Source organism: Neobacillus muris (genome assembly GCF_943193175.1).
Taxonomy (GTDB): Bacteria; Bacillota; Bacilli; order Bacillales; family Cytobacillaceae; genus Neobacillus; species Neobacillus muris.
The window spans coordinates 68,250-91,278 of record NZ_CALPDF010000007.1 but is presented as its reverse complement, the minus strand read 5'-3'; the positions used below and the strand labels follow the sequence as shown (position 1 = coordinate 91,278).

Sequence of the window (23,029 nt, the reverse complement as noted above, 5' to 3'; positions counted from 1 at the left end):
TTCGATTGGTCAGCATACATAAAGGGGGAATCCAATTTGGAAATCAGGCGATTACAGGCTGCTGATGCAGAGGATTATTGGAATCTTAGATTAGAAGCGTTAAAGCACAATCCGGAGGCATTTTTAACCAGTTATGAGGAAGCAGCGGCCAGAGAAAATCCAATTGAGCAAACGGCCCGAAATTTTGTCCAAGAAGGCTTCTGGACATTTGGAGCATTTGAAGCAAAGGAACTGGTGGGAGTGGTGACGCTCACGCAAGAAAAGGCAGAAAAAATCCGTCACAGGGGAAATATTTTTGCCATGTACGTGACGCCGGCAAAACAAGGGCAAGGTGCAGGAACGGCTATTTTGACCGAGGCGATCCGTTTTGCGAAAGCGATCGGAACGATGGAGAAACTTAATTTAACCGTTACAGCCAGTAATCAAAGCGCAAAAAAACTATATGCGAAATTGGGTTTCAAAGTTTTTGGATACGAGGAAAAGGCCTTAAAGATCGATGGTGTGTACTACGATGATGAACATATGGTCCTCCATTTAGTATAGAAAAAATCTCCAGTAAGTGCATTGTTGAACTCTAATTTATTAGAGTTTTTTTTATGCTGTAATAGGAAATTGGAAGCTATTTCAGATTGATTATCCGATAGAACATCATTAAAATTATACTAGTGTCACGATTAAATTAGGAATAAAAGTGTATTTACTATTATTTTAATATAGTATAAAATAAGGAATTACATTGTTTTGATTTTTAGAGAAAAGGAGAGGTGCAAATGAAAAAAATTAGCCTAGCTTGGCAAATTTTTATCGGTTTAGTTCTTGGTATTATTATTGGCGGTATTTTCTATGGGAATCCTCATGTAGCCGAAATATTGCAGCCAATTGGGAATATTTTTATCCGATTAATTAAAATGATTGTCGTACCGATTGTGATCTCAAGTATTATTGTTGGGGTTGCCGGCACAGGCGATATGAAGACGTTAGGAAAGCTTGGCGGAAAAACGCTGATTTACTTTGAAATCATTACGACGATCGCCATCATAGTCGGCCTTCTGATGGCTAATCTGTTCCATCCTGGTACAGGAGTGGACATGTCACAATTAACGAAAACAGATATTAATACGTATGTGGAGACAGCAGAAACCACACAATCCCATTCGAAGATTGATACCTTTGTCAATATTGTCCCAACGAATATCATTCAGGCATTGGCAAGTGGCGACATGCTGGCTATCATTTTCTTCTCAGCTATGTTTGGACTTGGTGTGGCAGCGATTGGGGAAAAAGGGCAGCCTTTGCTTCAATTCTTTAGGGGAACCGCTGATGCGATGTTCTATGTCACCAACCAAATTATGAAAGTGGCACCGATCGGCGTCTTTGCGTTAATTGGCGTTACCGTTTCTAAGTTTGGTTTATCATCATTGATCCCATTAGGGAAATTGGTGCTGGTCGTATACGGAGCCATGATTTTCTTTATTATCGTTGTACTTGGCATCACGGCCAAGATTGCTGGCTATAATATCTTCAAGTTATTAAAGTATTTAAAAGATGAATTATTATTGGGTTATTCCACTGCTAGCTCGGAAGCCGTTCTTCCGAGAATAATGGAAAAAATGGAGAAAATCGGCTGTCCAAAAGCGATTACTTCCTTTGTTATTCCAACTGGATATTCCTTTAACCTTGACGGTTCTACTCTTTATCAAGCGATTGCTGCATTATTTATTGCACAAATGTACGGCATTCATATGAGCATTACCCATCAAATCACGCTGGTTCTTGTGTTGATGGTCACTTCCAAGGGGATTGCCGGAGTCCCTGGAGTTTCCCTTGTGGTACTCTTGGCAACCTTAGGAAGCGTCGGTATTCCTGCAGAGGGCTTGGCCTTTATTGCCGGTATTGACCGAATTCTAGATATGGCCCGAACTTGTGTTAACATTGTAGGGAACTCATTGGCAGCGATTGTTATTTCGAAATGGGAAGGCCACAAGCTTAAAGACAGTTCAGAGAAAATAGCTGCATAATTACGGTTGGATTAATAGGTGCTTGATATCATTTTGGTATCAGGTACCTTTTTTCATGAATGCACTACATATGGTAATATTCTCATTTATTCAAAAATAATTCAGAAGTTTAATGTGATATATATCCATTCATATTCCAATCGGGAATGACTTAAAATAATATCGCTTGCTCATTCAAAACAAGGGGGAAACGTAGATGAAATGGCATAAACGAATCCTTTCAATGATTCAGGATCGCCAAGATAAAAAGGTCGCATTGGCAGTAGACACTTCGACCAAGGAAGCACCAACCGAATTAATTAATAATATCGTTAAGCTGTTTGAAACAGTAAAGCCTGACACCATTCTCGTTCAAGCTGATTTTAAAATTAGAAGTACCGCTCCTGTAAAAAGTGATACGATAACGTATCATACTCACGGGAAATCTTCCTATACCTTAGTGCTTGAGTGGGCAAAGGAAGAGAAGATTGATACATTATTTTATATCACAGACGTAACCGGATTTTTGCCTGAAGATATGGAAAGTGTCGATTTTGAGTTGTTTTGGCTTGTATCGGGTACTTTCATGCCGAAGATCCCTTTTGGAAAAGCGATAAAAGTGGCATAATCATGTTCATCCCCCCTGCAGCGGCAAGGGGGATTTATTTTTTTGAATAGGGAAGGCAGAATCATTGAAAGGCAGGACCATTTGGGTAAATATAGAATTAAATCGTTTAGGGGGAGGGCGAAGGGGATGAATTTCATTTTTTGGCTTTTTAAATTTGGCTGGCTGGTTCTGGTTATTCTATTAGGCAATGTATTTTCAGCGGGGCTTGGTTTTTTGGTGATCCCCATTTGTATTGCTGCTTTTTTGCTGGGAAACAGCCTGATTAATAAACTGATAAGCCCGAAAAGGAGTTGAACGAAAAAAAGCGCGAAAAATCGCGCTTTAAAAAAGGCAAGAGGCAACCTTTGGCTTTGGATTTGCCAGTTCTTGGCGATTTGGCTTGACTATGGGGCTTGATTATCCGCCATAGTAGAAAGAGCCTACAATGATTAAGAGGATGAATAGGACTACGATTAATACAAAGCTGTTGTTTGATCCATAACCAGACATTCTGCTTCACCACCTTTCATCGAAAGGTAATACAATATATGAAATGGATTAGACAAGCGTTATGGACAAGCATGGAAACATCGGTGTGATGAAAGTACATTTTTTGAAAATAATGAGGGGATTTAAGAATTTGTCTTTGTTACGGAGGACAAATTTTTTTATTAAGCAGGCAAAAAAAAGATTGGTGCATGGCACCAACCAAAATTATGGGAAGTTTTAAGAAATCAGTTCAGTGAACCTATTTCCTAATTAAGTTACTTATATAGTAAGAAAAACTTGTGGAGAAATTATAGGCAAGTTGTGTGGAAGTTGTGAAGATTTCCGGTTGAGCTTTCATTGGGCTGGTGATCCTGGCATTTTTTTATCTATTTAAAAAAATAAAACTTTTCTCCTGTTTTATAGTCTAATATGTAGATTAAAGAAGGCCAGGAGGTCTGAAGGATGAGTTCACATGAATCATGTATCAAAAGGGCCATAGGCGGGGATGATCAGGCCTTTTTGCAGCTAATGCAGATATATAAACTTGATTTATATAAAACATCTCTTGCTTTTTTGCGTAATGAAGAAGAGGCGCTTGAAGCGATCCAGGAAGTGATGTACCGTGCCTATAAAAAAATACACTCTGTCAGGGATGCCGCCTATTGTAAAACCTGGCTGATTCGCATCATGATAAACTATTGCAATGATCAAATAAAAAAGCAAAAGCGGTTTGTTTTTAACGAGGAAATTTTAAACCTGCAAGGCATCTCTGAAAACTATAATGGCGTAGAACTAAAAGATGCCATTATGAGGCTTGATGAGCGGTCGCGAGAAATATTGACCTTAAAGTATTTCAATGAAATGCAGATTAACGAAATTGCTTTTGCGTGGCAGTGTCCTGAGGGGACGGTAAAAACTTGGCTCAACAAGGCGTTAAAGTTACTAAGGGAAAAATTGGAGGAGAAGGGAGGCGGTTTTCATGTTTGAAAAAGAAGAAGAGCAGCTGTCCCAATATAGAAACACCTTTGAGAATCTCGATATCCCGATAAAAGCAATTGATGATGCTATATTAACTGGGTTTCAAAGAGCAAAGTTAGAGAAGAAGAAAAGAGTAATGGGAAAGAAAGTAGTATTTAGTTTGACTGCAGCTGTTTTGATCTTTATTGGTTTTTTTGCCTCTATCCGTATGTCTCCTGCCTTTGCAAATAGTCTATCAACGATCCCCGGGATGGAAAAGTTGGTGGACCTCATCCGAACCGATAAAGGGAAAATGTCAGCATTTGAAAATGATTACTATGAAAAAATCAATATATCCCAAGAGAAAAATGGACTGACGTTTACCATTGAAGGGGCAATTGCCGATGAAAATGGGCTGGTTATTTTTTATACATTAACATCAAGGGAAAAACATAAAGAAATCCAAATCGAGAACGTTAAATTGGAGAGTGCGAATGGTGAAAATTTAAACATGGGCAGCTCCTCTTTCGACAGCACTTTTTCTTCAGAAGCAGGGCAGGCGCAGCAAGTGAAAATGATGGAGTTTTATCTTCAAACACCCATAAAGACAAAGGAATTTATTTTAAATGTTCGTGTGAAAGGCGGACCTAAACAGGAAGACTTCAGCCTGGACTTTCAAATTAGGAAAAATATTCAACCCAAGAAGGAGTATGTGTTGAATAAATCGATAACGGTTGAGGGACAAAGAATGACGTTTACGAAGGCAGTTATCTATCCGCTGAGAGCTGCGGTGACAGTCAAGATGGACCCCAATAATACGATGCGGCTGCTCTATTTTGATGATATTAGGCTGGTTGATGAGCAGGGAGAGATCTGGAATAAGATTAATAATGGCATTACAGCCAGTTTTATTACACCGGACGAAATGATTCTCTATTTGCAAAGTAATTATTTCCGTGAGCCGAAGGAATTGTATTTGGTGCTTGATAAAATTCAAGCTGTGAATAAAGCTGAAGCTCAGGTTGTGGTCGATGCGGAGAAGCAGCAAATCATCAAGCAGCCAAAGGGGGATATCTTCCGATCTATGTATGTGAACGGGGAAAACCTGCTATTTAGCTTTAAAACCGAAAAGGCATTTAATTCTTTCCTTTTCAGTAAGATTACAGATGGAAATGGCCAGACGATAGAATCTGATCAAAGTTTTATGAACGGCTGGGATGAATCTCAAATGACGGAGATGGGTGTTCATATCCCTAATCTTACAAATCAGGTTAATCCCGTATCTTTAGAATTATCGTCATTTCCTTCCTGGATTGAGGGACATGAAAGGATAAGGATAAAATAGTCAAACAGCCTGCCGCCTGATTGGTGTCAGGCTGTCTTTGGGTAAATCTCTAGTTTTGTGGAAGCCCCTCCTATCTAAAAACGACTTAACGGGTGTAAGTAGTGGATTTGGTCAATAGGGGGCGCCAAAGGCCCGACACGAATGGAAGGTGGAAGTTAGGGTAAATAGGGAGCGCCCCAAAAGCCCGAACCGGGGATATGGAGTAGTTTTGGATGAATAAGGACCGCCGCACAATGGACCGTATAAGATTCATTACAAAGTCTGGGATAAAAAAACTTATTTTCATTAAAACAATAAAATTACTTTTTCTTTTAAGATTTTCCATTTTAGAATAACAGAATTATGCAACATTTGGTAATATTAACTTAAACACACATAACTATTTGGACATAACAAAGATAAAAGGAGAACAAAAGCATGGAAACAAACCTGCAGCCCCATATCAGACTAGGAAAAGCAACAAAAATAAACTATGCCCTATTGCCCGGAGACCCAGGCCGTGTTCTGGAAGCAGCCAAATTCTTGGATGATGCAAAAGAAATCGCCTGCAACAGGGAGTACCGAACCGTCAAAGGAACCTATAAAGGGGTACCCCTTTTAGTGACATCAACCGGTATTGGCGGAGCCTCTGCTGGCATTGCGGTGGAAGAACTAAACAAGATCGGCATAAACGTCATGATCCGGATCGGTTCAAGCGGCGCCCTGCAGCCGCAGCTTAAACTTGGTGATTTGGTCATCGCTTCGGGTGCAGTCAGAAATGATGGCGCTACTGCCGCTTATATTGAACACGCTTACCCTGCAGTGCCCGACACCCAATTGCTGTTTCACGCTGTAGAGGCAGCAAAGAGAGTAAACGCAAAATTTTACACAGGTATTGTCAGATGTCATGACAGCTTTTATACTGATAAAGAGCTCGAAATTGATCAGTATTGGTCGGAAAAAGGAGTGCTGGCTTCCGATATGGAAACGGCTGCCTTATTCGTCATCGGCGGTTTGCGCGGGATAAAAACCGCTTCTATTTTAAATGTTGTTGTGGAAAAAGAAGGAGATTTGGAAGGAGGAATCAATGATTACGTCGAAAAGGAAGCAAAGAGCAAACGCGGGGAAGAACTCGAGATTCTTACGGCATTAGAGACCATTTTCTCTTATCATTCTAGATTAAAAGATTAAAAGGGGGTTTTTAGGATGAACAAACAAAGTATGTGGTCGTTACGTTTATCAACAGCATCATTGGTACTTATTCCAGTGGCAGTAGGAGTTAACTACATCGGAAAATTGATTGCAGGTTTATTAAAACTGCCATTATGGCTCGACTCCATCGGAACCGTGCTGGCAGCCATGCTGGGAGGTCCGATCGTCGGAGCGCTTGCAGGTGCCATCAACAATATTATTTACGGGCTCACAGCCGACCCAATCTCATTCGTTTATGCCATTACAAGTGTAGCCATCGGTTTAGTCACAGGGATTTTATTTTACAAAGGCTATATTTCCAGCTGGGGAAAAGCTTTGGCTGCCGGAATCATTATTGGGCTTGTGGCCACAGTCGTCTCCACGCCGCTTAACATCGGCTTCTGGGGCGGCCAGACTGGAAACATTTGGGGCGATGCCTTGTTTGCTGCTGTATTGGCCAACACGGATTCAACATGGATTGCCTCCTTGCTGGATGAAGTAGTGGTGGATGTGCCGGACAAATTATTAGTTGTCTTAATCAGCTATGGGATTTTCAAGGGACTGCCAAAAAATATTGTCCAATTGTATAGCCATAATGACAAAATCGAAACCCTTGATTAAGCCTCTTTTCGAAAAAGAAAGACGGTGAAACCTTTTGAATTCAATCAGCTTATATGTCGAAAGAAATTCATTCGTGCATGATATCGACCCAATTACCAAACTAATCTATATTGTATTTGCCATCTTGATACCGATTATCCTGCCATCTTTTACAATTTCATTCATTTGTGTTGGGATTAGTTTGGTCCTGCTTGCATTTGCCAAAGTGCTTCGAAAAACAGTCCCTGTATTTAGTTTTGTTTTCCTTATTCTCATCACAGTGATCATCATTCAGGGGCTGTTTAAACCGGAAAATGAAACCATATTGTTTCAAATCGGTCCCATCACCATGTATCAAGAGGGACTGTTATTTGCTTTAACGATTACACTCAGAGTCATCAATATCGTCAGCGCTTTTATGATTTTGGTTTTGACAACGAAGCCATCCGAGCTTGTCGAATCGCTGGTACGCAAAGGCCTGTCGCCAAGAATCGGTTATATGATTGTTTCCGTTTTTCAAATTATTCCGGAGATGATGGCGGCAGTGAGTACGATTACAGATGCCCAAAGGGCCCGGGGAATGGAGACGGAAGGAAACTTTTTCGTGCGTGTCAAGGCGTTCCTGCCATTAATCGGTCCAGTCGTGTTAGGTTCATTAATTAACACGAAAGAGAGGGCGATGGCCCTTGAAGTGAGAGGCTTCAATTCCCGTGTTCCAAAAACGTATTTGTATGAAGAAAAAACGTATGCCCATAGTAAACTGATCCAATCCCTGTTACTGCTTGGGATTGCCGGTGCCATCGTGTGGAGGATCGTCTCATGAAGAAGCTTGCAGTGGAAGGCCTAAAGTATAAATATCCCCAATCAGAATCACTGGCACTGGACAATATCTCATTTACAGTAAATGAAGGCGAGTTTATTGGAATCATTGGGCGTAATTCAGCTGGCAAGTCTACTCTGTGCCAGGCGCTGGTCGGACTGGTCCCCCATTTTTACAAAGGGGCTTATGGAGGAAAGGTTCTGGTGGACGGGCTCGAGGTAAAAACCCATTCCATTGCAGATATTGCTCTTAAGGTCGGCATGGTTTTCCAAAATCCATTTACACAAGTAACAGGGTCAAAAATGTCCGTCTATGAGGAAATTGCCTTCGGACTGGAAAATATCGGTGTGCCGCGGTCTGAGATGGTGCAGCGAATCGATGAAGTCCTAAAAATGTTTAAAATTGAACATGTAAAGGACCATAATCCATTTGATTTGTCAGGGGGACAAATGCAGCGGATGGCCATTGCCAGTATCATCGCCATGAGGCCTGAGATCATCGTTCTCGATGAACCAACCTCACAGCTTGACCCGGGCGGTTCAGAGGAGGTCTTCCAGGCAGTCCAGAGTTTAAAAAAACAGGGAATTACCATCATTATGGCAGAACATAAGATGGAAAAGCTAGCCCAGTATTGTGATCGGATTCTGCTTCTTGATAACGGGAAAGCAGTTGATTATGATACTCCCGAAAAGATTTTTTCAAGGGATGACCTGGAATCTTATGGAGTTGCGGCACCTGTTTACACCAAAGTTTGCAAAGCGCTGGGTGCCAAAAAGCAAGGAACAAACACTTATCCTGTTACCCTAGAGGAAGCAGAAGCGGTCTTAAAGGAGATCAGAAGATGATTAACGTGAAGAACCTCTCCTTTTCCTATAAAAAAACGGAGGGCGCGCGAGTGCTGTCAGACATACATTTAGAGTTTGACCAGCGTTCGACAGCCATTATTGGCCAAAATGGCGCTGGGAAAACCACATTCGTCAAGCTGTTAAAGGGACTGTTGAAACCTGATATAGGACAGATCACCATTAAGGGTCAGGATATCAAGGGAAAAACAGCAGCGGAGCTGGCTCGGACGATTGGACTGATTTTTCAAAATCCAAATGATCAAATCTTTAAACGAACCGTCCTGGATGAAGTCATGTTTGGTCCTTTAAATATTCAAATGGAAAAATCGGCAGCAAAAGAAAAAGCCATTGAGGCCCTCAAAATGGCCGGACTTGATCATCATTTGGACACGAATCCTCATGATTTAAGCTTATCAGAAAAAAAGCTGCTTTGTATGGCATCTGTTATGGCAATGGAGACCGATATTATCATATTTGACGAGCCTACGATTGCCCAGGATAACCAGGGAAAGGAAAAAATTAAGCAGATTATCCAAACGCTAAAAGACAAAGGCAAGCTTGTCATGACTATCATTCACGATATGGATTTTGTTGCTGAGAACTTCGAACGGACCATTGTTTTTAACGAAGGGAAGGTCTTGGCTGATGGGCCGACACGGGAGGTCTTCTCCCAAAAGCAAGCATTGCTGCAGGCAAATGTCGAGGCGCCCTATATTACCCAGCTTGCAGACAAGCTTGGCTTTGCCGGTACTGTTTTATCGATTGGCGAATTCATAGACAAGGTGGATGCCAACAAATAAATTCATCCGAACATCCTGCTTGAGAAATTGGCTTTTAGGTAAGCCGATTTCAGGCAGGATTTTTTTTATGGAATACAGTAACCACAAAAAAGAAAGCGAATACATAATATTTCTATTTAAAAAATTTTTCAGAAAAGTGGTAAAAATGGTTGCATTCTAAAAACTATTTAACTATAATTACTCTTAAATTCCTAATTCAGACAATAAAATAAAATCAGAATAATGAAATTAGCCCTGTACCATTCGTTTTACTACTGTGTTAAGGAATATTTTAGGAAATACAGGCCGAAATGAGGAAACGTCGTGAAGTACGAATTGGATGAACTGGACAGAGGGATCATTCACCATCTTTCAAAGGATGGGAGAGTCTCTTTTACGGAAATTGCCTCAAAATTAACTGTTTCGGAGAAAACGATTCGCCTGCGATATAAAAACCTATTGGACAACGGCATCATTGAAGTGGTTGGAGTCGTGAATCCTGCAGCGATCGGCATTAAATCCGGTGCCATCATTCAGATTAAGACAGCATCCCAGCGGATGATGGAAGTCATTGAGGAATTGAAAAAGTTTAAGGAAATCAGGTACATAACGATGACATCCGGTCCCTATTCCCTGCTGGTCCAAGTAGCTGTTCCGAATCAGGAAGATATTACGGAGCTGCTATATAAATTAAATGAAATTCCTTTTATTACTGAAATGAATACCATCATACAGATGGATGTATTTAAAAACACATTTGATTATTTTTAAAGGGAGGGGCAGAAATGTTAGAGATTCTAAAAACATTGACAAGTTTATCAGGACCATGCGGCTACGAACATTCGGTTTCCAATTTTTTACAGGAATATTTACAGGGGAAAGTGGATCAAGTAACGATTGACCCGATTGGCAACGTGATAGCCAGAAAAAAAGGGGACAGGCCTGGACCTGCCGTGTTATTGACCGCCCATATGGACGAGGTTGGATTTATAGTCAAAAAGATAGAGGCAAATGGGTTGTTGAGGTTTGAAAAGCTTGGGGGAAATGATGACAGAATCCTCCTGGCCCAGCCGGTAACAGTCATGGGAGCAAACGGTGAGATTCCAGGAGTAATTGGAACCATCTCTGCCCATTTTGCGAAATTTGACGATTCTTCGAAGGTAAGAAAACATAGCCAGATGTATATCGATATTGGTGCCGCTTCTAAAGAAGAAGTGCTGGAAATGGGCGTAGAGATCGGGACTCCGGTAACATGGGGAACTGAATTCCAGGTCATCGGACCTAAGTCAGCGCCAAGATACCGTTCCAAATCACTAGATGACCGGGCAGGCTGCGCGGTCCTTCTGCAAACCTTAAGCGAATTGCAAACTGAATCTTTTGCGGGGGAACTGATCTTCCTTTTTACTGTCCAAGAAGAAGTGGGATTAAGAGGAGCCAAGACGGCGTCAGAACATTTGGAAGCAGATGCAGCTATCGCGGTGGATACCACTGCTGTTAGTGATACCCCGGAAGAAACAATGGACCAAAGCTTGGCCTTGGGGGCAGGAACAGGCATCAAGGTGATGGACTTTAGCTTGATTGTACATAAGACAATGAAGGATTTGTTCGTCAGACTGGCCAAAGAGAAAAGGATCCCTTATCAGCTCGAGGTATTCCCTGGTATTGGAACCGACGGGGGCGCCGTTAATTATGCGAATAAAGGCATTCCGACAGGCGTTTTATCGATTCCATCCCGTTATGCCCACTCTCCAGTAGAGGTTGTGGATGCAGGGGACCTGGAAGCAACCAAAGATTTAGTCAAAGCCTTTATCTTAAATCTTCACGAGGGCCAGACTTTTCCTTTTTAAAAGATTGATAGTGAAATGAAAAACTGTAAATGTTAGTTTCATAATATTTAAATTTAATTGATGGGAGTTTTTAATATGAAAATATTTATTTCAGCCGATATGGAGGGCATTTCAGGGGTAGCCACCAATCAGCAGCTAAAAACAAATTCCGAGTACCAGCGGTTCCGTAAATTAATGACTGCAGATGTGAATGCCGCCATAGAGGGAGCGTTCAATGGGGGAGCGACAGAAGTAGTCGTGGCAGACGGCCATGGCAACATGTCCAATATTTTAATAGAGGAGCTGGATCCCCGTGCCCGCCTAGTCTCCGGCAGCAACCGTGTCATGTGCCAGCTCGAAGGACTTGATGACACATTCGATGGCATTATGTTCGTTGGCCATCATGGCCGTGAAGGCGGTTCGGATGTAACCGTCATCAGCCATACACTTGCCGGCATTTGTATCAACGAAATGAAAATCAATGGAAAAGTAGTCGGAGAAACGGAAATGAATACGCTGGTTGCTGGCGCATTCGGGGTACCGGCCATCTTCATCAGCGGCGACGATGCCTATGTGAGAGAAGTCAAAGAAACCTTGCCTGATGTCGAAGCGGCGGTTACAAAACGAGCTGTTGACCGGTTTGCGGCAGAATTGCTTCATCCTGAAGTGGCCCGTGCAGAAATCCGTACCAAAGCAGAAGCGGCTGTTAAAAAAACAGGGACTTTTAAACCGATGACATTTGAAGGACCCGTTACCTTTGACATCGAGCTGAAGGGGCCGCAGCAGGCGAAAATGACTACCACGCTTCCAACGGTGGAGCTGACAGGACCAAAGAATATCCGGTTTACTTGTGAGGATATCGTAACTGCCTACAAGCATATGTGGGGCTGTGCCATTATTGCTATGACAGCCACCAATGGCGTTTTAGGATCCGTGAATGCATAATTTCGTTCAAATTTAGGAGGTGAATGGAATGTATATCATCAAAAGAATACTCATGATGCTGTTAACCATTTGGGTCATTATCACGTTAACCTTTGTCATTATGAAAAGTATTCCGGGAGATCCATTTGCTTCTGATGCAAATGTATTGCCGGAAGAAGTGCTGGCGAATATTAGAGCGAAGTACCACTTGGATGAGCCTCTCCCTGTTCAATATGCGTTATATATGAAAGATCTTGCCAAGCTTGATTTAGGACCATCGATTAAATCGGAAACAAGATCCGTTAATGACATCATTTCTGATGGGATTCCAGTCTCCTCAACACTTGGGATTCAAGCACTGGTGATCGCCCTTGTTTTTGGATTGATTTTAGGCATTATCGCTGCGCTTTATCATAATCGAGCAATTGATTTTGTGGCCATGATGATCGCTATTCTAGGGATTTCTGTCCCAAGCTTTATTCTGGCACCGTTGTTAATCAAGTACTTTGCGGTTGAGTGGCAGATGCTTCCGGTAGCATCTTGGGGAACATGGGATCACACCATCCTGCCATCTGTCGCTCTTGCTTTATCGCCATTAGCGGTTATTGCCAGGTTTATGCGCTCCAGCATGATTGACGTCATGAACCAGAACTACATCAAAACAGCGGATGCGAAAGGGTTATCCACCTTTAAGATTGTTTTAAAGCATGGAATCCGCAACGCCATCCTTCCAGTCATTACCTTTATTGGCCCGCTGGCCGTTACCTTAATTACAGGGACATTTGTCATCGAGAAAATATTCGCCATTCCGGGATTAGGAAAATATTTCGTTGATGGCATCTTTAACCGGGATTATCCGGTGATCATGGGAACAACTATCTTTTACAGTACGGTGTTAGTCGTGATTCTGTTCCTAATCGACATCTCGTACCGATTGATTGACCCGAGAATCAAATTAACAAGTGGGGGGAACTGAGAATGCAGACAAATTCAATGGAAAATAATCTGTTTAGACCGGTTTCTCCTGATGCAAAGGCAACAGAAACCATTCAGCGTCCTTCCTTAAGTGTCTGGAAGGAAACGGTATTAAACATTTTGAAAAATAAGCTGGCAGTGCTGGGCGCTTCGCTGCTAATCATCATTATCTTTTTTGCGATATTTGGCCCAATGATGGTCAAGTTCAGCCCTACGGAGCAAGACCTATTAAACGCAAATATGGCACCTGACGGAAAGCATTGGTTTGGATCAGATGATTTAGGCCGCGATGTTTGGTCAAGAACCTGGTATGGCGCCCGCGTATCCCTTGCCATTGGAATCATCGCCGCGATGATCGACTTAGTGATCGGGGTTACTGTCGGAGGCATCGCCGGTTACATGGCTGGCCGAAGCAAGCTGGGTGACAGGGTGGATACGATCATTATGAGGATTGTCGAGATTCTTTATGGTATTCCCTATTTATTAGTCGTGATTTTGTTAATGGTGATTATGGAGCCAGGGATTACGACGATTGTCATTGCCCTTTCGGTAACTGGATGGGTAGGAATGGCCCGGCTTACACGGGGACAAGTCCTGCAGCTTAAGTCCCAGGATTATGTCCTTGCTGCTGAAAAGCTTGGTACATCTCATGCGAAAATTATTCTTCGCCATCTCATTCCAAATACATTGGGCATTATTATTGTTAATCTAACATTTACCATCCCGCAAGCAATCTTTTCAGAGTCATTCCTAAGCTTCCTGGGCCTTGGTGTTCAAGCGCCATTCGCCAGCTGGGGAACAATGGCCAACGATTCGTTAGGGGTTATCTTGAGCGGCCAGTGGTGGCGCTTGTTCTTCCCGGCATTCATGATTTCACTTACGATGTTTGCCTTTAATGCCTTTGGGGATGGATTACAGGACGCATTAGATCCACGAAATCGCAAATAAAGGAGGTGGCTTGATGTCTCATTTACTTGATGTTAAAAACCTGGAAGTGAATTTTAAAACATACGGCGGCGAAGTAAAGGCTGTCCGAAATGTATCGTTTCATGTGGACAAGGGAGAGATTGTCGCAATCGTAGGGGAAAGCGGCAGCGGAAAAAGTGTAACGGTCCAATCGATTATGGGCTTGATTCCGACTCCGCCCGGCAAAATTAAAAATGGACAAGTTTTGTTTGATAATAAGGATCTTCTTAAACTATCAAAACGGGAGTTCCAAAAAGTAAAAGGTTCCAAGATTAGTATGGTCTTCCAAGACCCGATGACGTCTTTGAACCCAACAATGAAAATCGGCAAGCAAATTGAAGAGGGACTGATCGTCCACCAGCATCTTAGTAAAGCGGACGCCAAAAAGCGTGCCATCGAGATGATTAAATTAGTAGGGATTCCAAATCCCGAGGAACGTTACAATCAATATCCGCATGAATTCAGCGGCGGTATGCGGCAGCGTGTCATGATCGCGATTGCCCTTGCCTGCAATCCAGAGCTGCTGATTGCCGATGAACCGACAACAGCCTTGGACGTGACCATTCAAGCCCAGGTTCTTGATTTGATGAAGGACCTGCGGGATAAGATGAACACGGCGATTATCCTCATCACCCACGACTTGGGAGTGGTGGCGGAGACAGCTGAACGCGTCATCGTGATGTACGCCGGCATGATGGTGGAAACCGGAACAGTGGAAGAAGTATTTGCCAACCCTAAACATCCTTATACATGGGGATTGATGGCGTCAAGACCAAACCCTCAGGCAGAAGGAAAAGAGCGGCTTGTACCGATTGAAGGCTCACCGCCAGATTTATTTTCTCCGCCGAAGGGCTGCCCATTTGCACCAAGATGCCCTTATGCGATGGAAATCTGTTTAGGAGAAATGCCGCCTGCATTTGAGGTGGAAAGCGGCCATACGGCTAAATGCTGGTTAAATGACCCTCGAGCGTCAATGGCAGAAATCGAAATCGCAGCAGGGAGGGTTCAAAAATGAGTGAATCACTGCTCCAAGTGGAGGGTTTAAAAAAGTATTTTTCTATAAGCAAGGATCAATCGGTTAAGTCCGTTGATGATATATCACTATTTATCAAAAAAGGCGAAACATTCGGCCTCGTAGGGGAGAGCGGAAGCGGCAAGTCCACTCTCGGGAAAACGGTAGTCGGCCTACAAGCGCCGACCGAAGGGAAAATCATTTACAATGGCGTCGATGTAGCATCGCTAAACAAGAAAGAAAAAAGCATCGTCAACCGAGAAATGCAAATTATTTTCCAAGATCCGTATGCTTCCTTAAACCCGCGGATGCGCGTTGGCGACATCATTGCAGAAGGTATCGATGCCCATGGCCTGGCCAAAGGCAAAGAGCGGCAAGAGAGGATTTATGATCTCCTTGACCGGGTAGGGTTAGTGCCAGAGCATGCGAAACGGTACTCACATGAGTTTAGCGGCGGGCAGAGGCAGCGGATCGGCATTGCCCGGGCGTTGGCCGTCCAGCCAAAATTTATTGTGGCGGATGAACCGATAGCGGCTTTGGACGTGTCCATTCAGGCACAGGTAGTGAACTTGCTCGAGGACCTGAAGGAAACAGAAGGATTAACCTATTTATTTATTGCCCATGACCTGAGTATGGTGAAGCACATCAGTGACCGGATCGGGGTTATGTATTTAGGAAAAATGATGGAACTGGCCAGCAGTGATGATTTATTTGCAGAGCCGCTTCATCCTTACACACAGGCTTTATTGTCGGCGATTCCGGTGGCAGATCCAAGAGCCAAAAAGAGAGAACGGATTGTGCTGGCGGGTGACCCGCCAAGCCCCGTTAACCCGCCAAGCGGATGCCGATTCCGTACAAGATGTCCGCATGCCATGTCTATATGTTCTGAGGCCGCTCCAGTCTGGAAAGAAGTCCGGAGCAATCATTGGACAGCATGCCATCTATATAACTAAACAAAAAAGGGAGGAACAACCATGAAAAAGTGGTTAACAGCTATTGCTGCTTCGCTTCTAATCAGTACTGCGCTGGCAGGCTGCGGCGGAAGTGATGCCGATAATGCATCTGGCTCTAAAAAAGAAGGTGCCGAAAATGTGAAACAGGAACTTACTCTAAACGCCATCTCTGAACCGCCTGCCATTGATCCGGCGATGGCAACTGATACAACATCTGGATGGGTGCTGGATCATATCTTTGAAGGATTGTACAAAAAGGATGAAAAGGGAAATGCGGTTCTTGGAACAGCTAAAGATGTTAAAGTTTCCGATGACGGCAAAACTTATACCTTTACTCTTCGTGATGATGCAAAATGGTCAGATGGAACACCTGTAACGGCTCAAGACTTCGAATATGCGTGGAAACGTGTATTAAATCCTGAAACAGGAAGCCAATTTGCCTTCTATCTTTATTATCTAAAGGGTGCTGAGGACTACAACAAAGGCAAAGGGCCTGCTGAAAATGTCGGTGTAAAAGCACAGGATGATAAAACTCTAGTCGTTGAATTAGCTGCACCACTAGGTTACTTTAATGAATTATTGACCATGTGGACGTTCTACCCAGTGAAGAAGGAGCTTGTTGAAAGCAATAAAAACTGGGCAGCAGAAGCTGAAGGCTATGTGTCAAACGGTCCATTCAAAATGTCTGAATGGAAGCATGACAGCGATGTCGTAGTGGCCAAAAACGAAAACTACTATGATAGCAAAAAGGTTAATTTAACAAAAGTTACCTGGAAAATGGTTCCAGATGCGACTACTTATTATCAAATGTACAAAACAGGTGAGCTTGATTTAATTCAAACCTTGCCTACTGATGTAATCGAACAAGAGAAAAACAACAAAGAATATAAGAATACTCCATATTTCGGAACTTATATGTACATGTTTAATGTAACTAAGGCACCTTTTACAAATGAGAAAATCCGCCGTGCCTTTAACTTGGCACTTGATCGCGAAACTTTAACAAAGAATGTAACAAAGGCTGGAGAGATTCCTGCATATTCATTCGTGCCAAGCGGTGTTGAAACTCCAGACGGTGACTTCCGTAAAGAAGGCGGCGACTACTTCAAAGAGAATGCTGCTGAAGCGAAAAAACTATTAAAAGAGGGTATGGAAGAAGAAGGCTGGACAACTCTTCCAGAAGTAACTCTGCTTTATAATACGGCTGAAAACCACAAGAAAATTGCGGAAGCCGTTCAAGAGATGTACAAGAAAAACCTTGGCGTCGATATTAAATTAGAAAATCAAGAGTGGAAAACTTACTTGGATACGACTGCACAAGGCAATTTCCAAATGGCTCGGATGGGCTGGATTGGCGTATTGCTTGATCCTTCTGTTATTCTAGACTACTATCTTGGAGACAGCCCGAACAACCGTACTGGCTGGGTAAATGAGCAATATGACAGCTTAATGGCACAAGGAAAAACGGCTCAGGATCCAGAAGAACACTTCAAGTTAATGCATGATGCGGAGAAAGTATTAATGGATGAACTTCCATTTGTTCCAATCTACCATTACACAAATACTTACTTAACATCTCAAAAATTTGAAGGCGTAATCTATCCTTACAACCGTTATCCGGATGTAAGATATGCGAAAAAGGTTTCTGAGTAAGAACGGTTCGTTTTCCAAGTTTACGAGCTTTCGAACCTTATCATCCGATAGACTATAGAACAAACCTTTACAAGCAGACAGGATGCAGTCAAATTCCTGTCTGCTTATCCATTTTTGTCATAAGACTTAAAGATAATCGTACATCAGGAAGGATGGAAAAAATGAAAAAAGCGATGGTTTTTCTTTTGTTCATACTGATTTGGATAGGAGTGAAAGCAGCATCAGGACTTTCTTTAGTTGATTGGATCAACCAGTCTTTCTTGGTGGGGATTATCAGTTTATTAGTCTGGGCGATCATGGTGATTTTTCAATCGGGCTTTTTATCCTTGTTTTTCAAAGGGTTTCGAATTATCGGTTCGATGGCTGCTCCAAAACCAAGGGCGATGGAGCGGACAGACCAGCTGGTTGAAGCGGATCACCGCTTTCAATCTTTTAAGAAAGCAATGGCAGCCAAGCTGGTGGTTTTGGCGTTTCTAATTGGTTCCAGCTCGATTGCCGTATCCATTTGCGGCCTTATTTTATACTAGGCTCTGTTAGGATTCATTGTTGATTTTCGCCTAGGTATGAGAATTAATAGGCGGAGAATTTCCGTCTATTGTAGATAGAGGTACCTTAAGAAGCCGATATAAGCGGAGAAATTCCGCTTAACGGCTCTAAATAAGCCAAAATTCATTGATTTTGATACAATAAACGGAAAAAACTCTCTTATTTTTAAGGAAATACCCATATTTCCCAATATAAGCGGAATTTTTCCGTTAATTTTTCAAGCACAGAAAATCAACGTTCAGTTATAACAGAGCCTTATACTAAAAGCTTTATCTTAAGGGGGAGAGAATGATGACAGCAAATACAGAAGTGGGCTTAATTGAATTAACGGATGAAGTAAAAGAAGATATTATCCGTTGGAGACGATATTTGCACCAAAATCCGGAGCTTTCCTTTCAAGAGGAAAAAACAGCTCAATTTGTTTATGAGACGTTAAAGTCGTTTGGCAATCTGGAGCTTTCCCGTCCGACCAAAACTAGTGTGATGGCGCGATTAATCGGAAATGAACCGGGTAAAGTGCTGGCAATCCGTGCGGACATGGACGCACTGCCAATTGAAGAGGAGAATAGCTTTGAATTTGTGTCAAAAAATCCAGGCGTCATGCATGCCTGTGGTCATGACGGCCATACATCCATACTTCTTGGTACAGCAAAAATCCTTAGCCAATTCAAAAGCAAGATTAAAGGTGAAATCCGATTCTTTTTCCAGCATGGTGAAGAGCTATTCCCTGGAGGAGGTTCCGAAATGGTGGCTGCCGGCGTCATGGAGGGAGTCGATTTCGTGATTGGCGCTCATCTATGGTCACCGCTTGAGGTAGGAAAAGTTGGCATCAAATACGGAGCGATGATGGCTTCCCCAGATACCTTCTATATTACGGTTAAAGGAAAAGGCGGACACGCTGCCCTGCCGCATCAAACGGTGGATTCCATTGCCGTTGCAGCACAGGTAGTGACTAACCTGCAGCATATCGTTTCACGCTGCACAGATCCGTTAGAGCCGCTGGTAGTAACTGTCGCTAAATTTGTTGGAGGTACCACCCACAATGTGATCCCTGGAACAGTAGAAATCATGGGCACTGTCCGCAGCTTTGATAAAAAGCTCAGGGAATCAGTTCCCGGATTAATGGAACGGATTATCAAAGGCATAACAGATGCACATGGGGCCTCTTATGATTTTAAATATGATTTCGGTTATCACCCAGTGATCAATCATGAGGAAGTTACCCGTGTTCTTGAAGAAACGGTTTTAGATGTGTTTGGCAAGGAAACATTGGAGCTAATCCCGGCCAATATGGGCGGAGAAGATTTTTCTGCGTTCCAGCAGGCGGCGCCAGGAGCGTTCTTTTATGTGGGCGCCGGCAATGCTGAAAAAGGAATCACCTATCCGCACCACCATGCCCGTTTTACCATAGATGAGGATGCCTTAGAAATCGGGGTAAAAATGTTTGTAAATGCCGCATTAAAATTTGTGAAATAAGTCTCTCATAGTTGAAATAGAAAATTTGCAAAAGGCAGCCAAATTGATTGGCTGTTTTTTTTTTTAGCTTTTATGAAAATGTGGTAAAATTAAAAAAATTTAATGAGCTAATTCGTTGTAGATTTCTCCCCCTCTGCTATATAATGAGAATAAGATGTTCACAAATTTGTCAAATTTAATTTTGTTTTGATGATTATTATGATACCAACATTGGGGGGAGAAGAAAGTGATTAGAGCTGCAATTGCGGGTACTGTCGGATTTATCCTAGTTTTTATTGAATCGATGATTGTGATGAAGCTTAAAGGGTATGTTACCATTGAGTTTGGCGGAATAGCTCCCTTCATAAACGTTTGGGCGATGAATTTCTTCGCCGTTTTTGCCATCCTATCACAAATCACAAACTGGTATACCAACAGACACGAGTTGGAAGAAGATAGCAGTTTTTAATAAAAAGAAATGAGCGTCTCGGTCCTAACAAAGATCGGGACGCTTTTACATTACTGCCAGACCGTCTTGGTAAAAAGTGATGTAAGGGATAGGCCCAATTTTGATATAATAGAATAAATTTCGCTTAAAGGATGATTATTGTGCTGAATAAGGAAAGAATCGGATTGGTATTAGACGTGGAGACAACCGGTTTAGGTCCCGCGACAGACGAAGTAATCGAATTGGCAGTAAAACTATTTTCTTATTGGCCTGATACGGGTGAAATTATCGACGTGCTCAAAGAAGAGGCATTCTTAAGAGAGCCGATGAAGAGCACGGCACGGAGAAACTATGAGAGAGCCTTTCATGTCCATGGGATTCCGTTTGACGCCGTAAAAGGGAAAAGCTTTATCGATGAAAAAATAAAGGCTTATTTCCACCAGACGGATGCTGTGTTTGCCCATAATGCTTCGTTTGACCGGAGCTTTTTACTTCAGATGTATCCGGAAGTTAATGAATTAAATTGGTACTGCACGATGAGAAATGTGCCTTGGAAGCAATATGGCTTTCCAAATGGAAAGCTGCTTACACTGCTCCAAGCCCACCAAATTACGAGCTATCAAACACATAGGGCCATGGACGATATTACATATCTCATGGAATTGCTAAAGAAAACAAGCCCAAATGGAAATCTTTATCTTCAAGAGGTTTTAGAATATGGTCCAATGAGAAAATATCGGCCCTCTGTGTCACAGGCAAAAATGGGATAAAACAAAAACAGCTCTAATCCTCGATTAAGGGGTTCACTTTAGAGGTGCATAACCTCGTTTTGGTAAGTAAACGCCAGAGCAGTTGGCAGCAAATAATCATAGAAAAGAGTGCCTTTTTAAATAGAAAATGCACTCTTTTTATCTAAGCAATTTTTTCTCAAAATTTGCTTGGTTTGGGATAGGTGAATGCGGACAATTTTACCGAGTTCCAGGCGAGCTTTGTCCTCAATAGCTGTGTTTGATGACAGTTTTGCCGATTTCAAAGGAGGATTTGTCTTTAATAGCGATGATGACGGAGGACGCTTTTGCATTATTTCAGAAGTGTTTTCCCGCCGACAATTTTTGAATGAATATTCCTTAATTGGCACCTATTTTGGGAAATAGAAATGGCACCTAATTTGACACCAAATTATCGTTGCACAATAAGTATCGACACTTGTTATTTTACTTATTTATAATCGTGACAATTTTTCTTTAAACACCTTCAAAACCATTGATACATAACAAAATGGCATGCATTCATTCGCATGCCATTTCCTTTGTCAATCTGCCTCCGTGCACCATTTAACGGAATCCTTTCCTCCTCGATTTGAGCTGTTTTGTTTTTTCTTCCGTCAATAAGTCTTTGGAGTGCCGTGCGGAAATGAAAAATATACCATTACTTTTGCAATATTGATAAATACCGATCGGTAACGATATTTCGATGGTGCATTTCATGGCCGGCGATAATATAGGCGATGGCTTGGGCTGTAACCTCCAGGTTATTGGCAACCCCTTTGTTGGCCCAGGCAGTTTCAGGCATAGTTTGAACCAATGTCATGGTGGCGTTTCTTACGGCTGTAAAATCCTCAAGAATTTTCTCAATGGGCAATTGACTCACTTGTGATCCGGAAACAAAATCGTTCTCTTCAAAACCAGCCAATGGGGTCTGGTCGCCGCGGCCGATGCGAAGAAGCCGGTATCCCATAATTCTTTCCGTATCCGCCATATGCCCCAGCACCTCTTTGATACTCCACTTATTTGGAGCGTACCGAAAATCAGCATCTTTTTCTGAAAGGCAGCCAAACAGTTCCGTTACCTGCAAGAGATTTTCCTTTAAAATTTGCAGCAGGTCACCCTCCGGCACCAATTCGACATAGGGTACATAGTACAGTGGATATTCTTTTTCTTCTGGACGTTTGATCAATTGGATTTCACCCTTCCCACATTTCATTACTCTTTTATTCTATTGGCAAAATGGAAAAATTTCCATAAAAAAGAGACTGACTTTATGAAAGCCAGCCCCTTTTTGTGACAGGTCTTATACGAGTTTATCGAAGTGCACACGTTTATTGATTGCATACATGACGGGCATCCCAACAGCCATGACCACCAATTCACCAGCTGCCGTTGTCAGCCAGGTAAATAAAAATGGCAAATCAAAAGCTAGGTGAAGTTCAAGAGCAATCAAGAACATGGTAAAGGTAAAGACAATCGTATTCACAATCATCCGAGCCCACATGCCTTTAATAAAGCGTGCACACAAAATGGTAATCAATAATGCAATGAGCGATTGGCCGACACCGAAAATCAGGTCATAGGCCTTCATTGGCGAAAAGAATAAATTGGTCAAAAAGACACCCAAAATAATTCCATAAAGATATTTTTTATTGAACACAATCAGATGATTGAACATCTCTGATACCCGGAACTGCACCTGGGTAAACCCAAATGGCTGTATAAGGGCAGATACCGCAATATACAATGCCGCTATAATTCCATTTACAACAATTTCCTGGACCCTGCTGTGTGTTTTACTGGATGCATAAGGTGCACCCAATGTGTTATTTTTCTCCATATTTTCACTTCTCCTTAGTTTTTTATAGTGGGAGGTTCTCGAACCACTCTTAAAG

At 42.3% G+C, this 23,029-nt stretch carries 26 protein-coding genes and 1 riboswitch; of the genes, 23 read left to right on the top strand and 3 right to left on the bottom strand.

The features are described 5' to 3' along the window. Nucleotides 1-36: 36 nt before the first annotated feature. From NFS43_RS07520 to NFS43_RS07505, 4 genes are all read left to right on the top strand, one after another. A complete protein-coding gene (locus NFS43_RS07520) occupies nucleotides 37-543 on the top strand; it encodes a GNAT family N-acetyltransferase (protein ID WP_251551016.1) in 507 nt (168 codons plus the stop codon). A gap of 227 nt (nucleotides 544-770) precedes the next feature. Continuing rightward, complete coding sequence (locus NFS43_RS07515) at nucleotides 771-2,018, top strand: cation:dicarboxylate symporter family transporter (RefSeq protein ID WP_251551014.1); 1,248 nt, start codon at nucleotides 771-773, stop codon at nucleotides 2,016-2,018. A 196-nt stretch (nucleotides 2,019-2,214) separates the two neighbouring features. Continuing rightward, a complete protein-coding gene (locus NFS43_RS07510; protein WP_251551012.1) occupies nucleotides 2,215-2,625 on the top strand; it encodes a VWA-like domain-containing protein in 411 nt (136 codons plus the stop codon). A gap of 126 nt (nucleotides 2,626-2,751) precedes the next feature. Next, a complete protein-coding gene (locus NFS43_RS07505; protein ID WP_251551010.1) occupies nucleotides 2,752-2,919 on the top strand; it encodes a hypothetical protein in 168 nt (55 codons plus the stop codon). Nucleotides 2,920-3,021: 102 nt separating this feature from the next. On the opposite strand, the gene NFS43_RS07500 is transcribed toward NFS43_RS07505, so the two are convergent. Continuing rightward, a complete protein-coding gene (locus tag NFS43_RS07500) occupies nucleotides 3,022-3,114 on the bottom strand; it encodes a YjcZ family sporulation protein (protein ID WP_251551008.1) in 93 nt (30 codons plus the stop codon). Nucleotides 3,115-3,555: 441 nt separating this feature from the next. Between NFS43_RS07500 and NFS43_RS07495 the strand changes: the two genes are divergently transcribed. The 19 genes from NFS43_RS07495 (at nucleotide 3,556) to NFS43_RS07405 (ending at nucleotide 21,137) form a co-directional block, all read left to right on the top strand. Then, nucleotides 3,556-4,080 (top strand): RNA polymerase sigma factor, encoded by a 525-nt coding sequence (locus tag NFS43_RS07495; RefSeq protein ID WP_251551006.1) that lies wholly within the window; start codon nucleotides 3,556-3,558, stop codon nucleotides 4,078-4,080. Beyond that, nucleotides 4,073-5,395 (top strand): DUF4179 domain-containing protein, encoded by a 1,323-nt coding sequence (locus NFS43_RS07490; RefSeq protein ID WP_251551005.1) that lies wholly within the window; start codon nucleotides 4,073-4,075, stop codon nucleotides 5,393-5,395. Before NFS43_RS07495 ends, NFS43_RS07490 begins: the two co-directional genes overlap by 8 nt. A 417-nt stretch (nucleotides 5,396-5,812) precedes the next feature. Beyond that, nucleotides 5,813-6,565, top strand: coding sequence for a nucleoside phosphorylase (locus tag NFS43_RS07485; protein WP_251551004.1), 753 nt, complete (start codon nucleotides 5,813-5,815; stop codon nucleotides 6,563-6,565). A 15-nt stretch (nucleotides 6,566-6,580) separates the two neighbouring features. Then, entirely contained in the window at nucleotides 6,581-7,186 is a 606-nt protein-coding gene (locus NFS43_RS07480; RefSeq protein ID WP_251551003.1) for an ECF transporter S component, read from the top strand. Between the two features lie 34 nt (nucleotides 7,187-7,220). Then, on the top strand, nucleotides 7,221-7,988 hold the full coding sequence (locus NFS43_RS07475; protein WP_251551002.1) for an energy-coupling factor transporter transmembrane component T family protein: 768 nt from the start codon (nucleotides 7,221-7,223) through the stop codon (nucleotides 7,986-7,988). Further along, complete coding sequence (locus NFS43_RS07470; protein ID WP_251551001.1) at nucleotides 7,985-8,830, top strand: energy-coupling factor ABC transporter ATP-binding protein; 846 nt, start codon at nucleotides 7,985-7,987, stop codon at nucleotides 8,828-8,830. The genes NFS43_RS07475 and NFS43_RS07470 overlap by 4 nt, the downstream gene beginning before the upstream one ends. Further along, nucleotides 8,827-9,630 carry an energy-coupling factor ABC transporter ATP-binding protein gene (locus tag NFS43_RS07465; protein ID WP_251551000.1) on the top strand — a complete coding sequence of 268 codons (804 nt, stop codon included), beginning with the start codon at nucleotides 8,827-8,829 and terminating at the stop codon, nucleotides 9,628-9,630. The genes NFS43_RS07470 and NFS43_RS07465 overlap by 4 nt, the downstream gene beginning before the upstream one ends. Before the next feature lie 303 nt (nucleotides 9,631-9,933). Further along, nucleotides 9,934-10,380, top strand: a complete 447-nt coding sequence (locus NFS43_RS07460) for an Lrp/AsnC family transcriptional regulator (protein ID WP_251550999.1) — start codon at nucleotides 9,934-9,936, stop codon at nucleotides 10,378-10,380. A 14-nt stretch (nucleotides 10,381-10,394) separates the two neighbouring features. Beyond that, nucleotides 10,395-11,456: a M42 family metallopeptidase gene (locus NFS43_RS07455; RefSeq protein ID WP_251550997.1), complete on the top strand. Its 1,062-nt coding sequence runs from the start codon at nucleotides 10,395-10,397 to the stop codon at nucleotides 11,454-11,456. A 75-nt stretch (nucleotides 11,457-11,531) separates the two neighbouring features. Next, entirely contained in the window at nucleotides 11,532-12,380 is an 849-nt protein-coding gene (locus NFS43_RS07450; RefSeq protein ID WP_251550995.1) for a M55 family metallopeptidase, read from the top strand. Nucleotides 12,381-12,408: 28 nt separating this feature from the next. Beyond that, a complete protein-coding gene (locus NFS43_RS07445) occupies nucleotides 12,409-13,335 on the top strand; it encodes an ABC transporter permease (protein WP_251550993.1) in 927 nt (308 codons plus the stop codon). A 2-nt stretch (nucleotides 13,336-13,337) separates the two neighbouring features. Then, complete coding sequence (locus NFS43_RS07440) at nucleotides 13,338-14,282, top strand: ABC transporter permease (RefSeq protein WP_277613909.1); 945 nt, start codon at nucleotides 13,338-13,340, stop codon at nucleotides 14,280-14,282. Nucleotides 14,283-14,295: 13 nt separating this feature from the next. Further along, the gene (locus tag NFS43_RS07435; protein ID WP_251550992.1) at nucleotides 14,296-15,315 is read left to right on the top strand and encodes an ABC transporter ATP-binding protein; all 1,020 of its coding nucleotides are present in this window, start codon (nucleotides 14,296-14,298) and stop codon (nucleotides 15,313-15,315) included. Further along, nucleotides 15,312-16,265 carry an ABC transporter ATP-binding protein gene (locus tag NFS43_RS07430; RefSeq protein WP_251550990.1) on the top strand — a complete coding sequence of 318 codons (954 nt, stop codon included), beginning with the start codon at nucleotides 15,312-15,314 and terminating at the stop codon, nucleotides 16,263-16,265. Before NFS43_RS07435 ends, NFS43_RS07430 begins: the two co-directional genes overlap by 4 nt. Before the next feature lie 21 nt (nucleotides 16,266-16,286). Then, a complete protein-coding gene (locus NFS43_RS07425; RefSeq protein ID WP_251550988.1) occupies nucleotides 16,287-17,918 on the top strand; it encodes a peptide ABC transporter substrate-binding protein in 1,632 nt (543 codons plus the stop codon). A 161-nt stretch (nucleotides 17,919-18,079) separates the two neighbouring features. Next, entirely contained in the window at nucleotides 18,080-18,445 is a 366-nt protein-coding gene (locus tag NFS43_RS07420; protein ID WP_251550986.1) for a DUF3899 domain-containing protein, read from the top strand. A gap of 310 nt (nucleotides 18,446-18,755) precedes the next feature. Next, a complete protein-coding gene (locus tag NFS43_RS07415; protein WP_251550984.1) occupies nucleotides 18,756-19,940 on the top strand; it encodes a M20 family metallopeptidase in 1,185 nt (394 codons plus the stop codon). Nucleotides 19,941-20,166: 226 nt separating this feature from the next. Beyond that, nucleotides 20,167-20,388, top strand: coding sequence for a hypothetical protein (locus NFS43_RS07410; protein WP_251550982.1), 222 nt, complete (start codon nucleotides 20,167-20,169; stop codon nucleotides 20,386-20,388). Nucleotides 20,389-20,528: 140 nt separating this feature from the next. Then, a complete protein-coding gene (locus NFS43_RS07405; RefSeq protein ID WP_251550980.1) occupies nucleotides 20,529-21,137 on the top strand; it encodes an exonuclease domain-containing protein in 609 nt (202 codons plus the stop codon). 658 nt (nucleotides 21,138-21,795) lie between these two features. Here NFS43_RS07405 and NFS43_RS07400 read toward each other — a convergent pair. Both NFS43_RS07400 and NFS43_RS07395 read right to left on the bottom strand, forming a co-directional pair. Continuing rightward, complete coding sequence (locus tag NFS43_RS07400) at nucleotides 21,796-22,350, bottom strand: DinB family protein (RefSeq protein ID WP_251550978.1); 555 nt, start codon at nucleotides 22,348-22,350, stop codon at nucleotides 21,796-21,798. 87 nt (nucleotides 22,351-22,437) lie between these two features. Next, complete coding sequence (locus tag NFS43_RS07395) at nucleotides 22,438-22,974, bottom strand: QueT transporter family protein (protein ID WP_251550976.1); 537 nt, start codon at nucleotides 22,972-22,974, stop codon at nucleotides 22,438-22,440. An 8-nt stretch (nucleotides 22,975-22,982) separates the two neighbouring features. Continuing rightward, nucleotides 22,983-23,027: riboswitch (PreQ1 riboswitch) on the bottom strand. Between the last annotated feature and the right edge of the window lie 2 nt (nucleotides 23,028-23,029).

Coding starts and splice junctions, on each gene's coding strand:
- NFS43_RS07415 (WP_251550984.1), top strand. CDS start 18,756: ATGACAGCAAATACAGAAGTGGGCTTAATTGAATTAACGGATGAAGTA.
- NFS43_RS07445 (WP_251550993.1), top strand. CDS start 12,409: ATGTATATCATCAAAAGAATACTCATGATGCTGTTAACCATTTGGGTC.
- NFS43_RS07455 (WP_251550997.1), top strand. CDS start 10,395: ATGTTAGAGATTCTAAAAACATTGACAAGTTTATCAGGACCATGCGGC.
- NFS43_RS07420 (WP_251550986.1), top strand. CDS start 18,080: ATGAAAAAAGCGATGGTTTTTCTTTTGTTCATACTGATTTGGATAGGA.
- NFS43_RS07450 (WP_251550995.1), top strand. CDS start 11,532: ATGAAAATATTTATTTCAGCCGATATGGAGGGCATTTCAGGGGTAGCC.
- NFS43_RS07510 (WP_251551012.1), top strand. CDS start 2,215: ATGAAATGGCATAAACGAATCCTTTCAATGATTCAGGATCGCCAAGAT.
- NFS43_RS07500 (WP_251551008.1), bottom strand. CDS start 3,114: ATGTCTGGTTATGGATCAAACAACAGCTTTGTATTAATCGTAGTCCTA.
- NFS43_RS07470 (WP_251551001.1), top strand. CDS start 7,985: ATGAAGAAGCTTGCAGTGGAAGGCCTAAAGTATAAATATCCCCAATCA.
- NFS43_RS07430 (WP_251550990.1), top strand. CDS start 15,312: ATGAGTGAATCACTGCTCCAAGTGGAGGGTTTAAAAAAGTATTTTTCT.
- NFS43_RS07505 (WP_251551010.1), top strand. CDS start 2,752: ATGAATTTCATTTTTTGGCTTTTTAAATTTGGCTGGCTGGTTCTGGTT.
- NFS43_RS07465 (WP_251551000.1), top strand. CDS start 8,827: ATGATTAACGTGAAGAACCTCTCCTTTTCCTATAAAAAAACGGAGGGC.
- NFS43_RS07490 (WP_251551005.1), top strand. CDS start 4,073: ATGTTTGAAAAAGAAGAAGAGCAGCTGTCCCAATATAGAAACACCTTT.
- NFS43_RS07480 (WP_251551003.1), top strand. CDS start 6,581: ATGAACAAACAAAGTATGTGGTCGTTACGTTTATCAACAGCATCATTG.
- NFS43_RS07400 (WP_251550978.1), bottom strand. CDS start 22,350: ATGAAATGTGGGAAGGGTGAAATCCAATTGATCAAACGTCCAGAAGAA.
- NFS43_RS07425 (WP_251550988.1), top strand. CDS start 16,287: ATGAAAAAGTGGTTAACAGCTATTGCTGCTTCGCTTCTAATCAGTACT.
- NFS43_RS07485 (WP_251551004.1), top strand. CDS start 5,813: ATGGAAACAAACCTGCAGCCCCATATCAGACTAGGAAAAGCAACAAAA.
- NFS43_RS07515 (WP_251551014.1), top strand. CDS start 771: ATGAAAAAAATTAGCCTAGCTTGGCAAATTTTTATCGGTTTAGTTCTT.
- NFS43_RS07435 (WP_251550992.1), top strand. CDS start 14,296: ATGTCTCATTTACTTGATGTTAAAAACCTGGAAGTGAATTTTAAAACA.
- NFS43_RS07395 (WP_251550976.1), bottom strand. CDS start 22,974: ATGGAGAAAAATAACACATTGGGTGCACCTTATGCATCCAGTAAAACA.
- NFS43_RS07495 (WP_251551006.1), top strand. CDS start 3,556: ATGAGTTCACATGAATCATGTATCAAAAGGGCCATAGGCGGGGATGAT.
- NFS43_RS07440 (WP_277613909.1), top strand. CDS start 13,338: ATGCAGACAAATTCAATGGAAAATAATCTGTTTAGACCGGTTTCTCCT.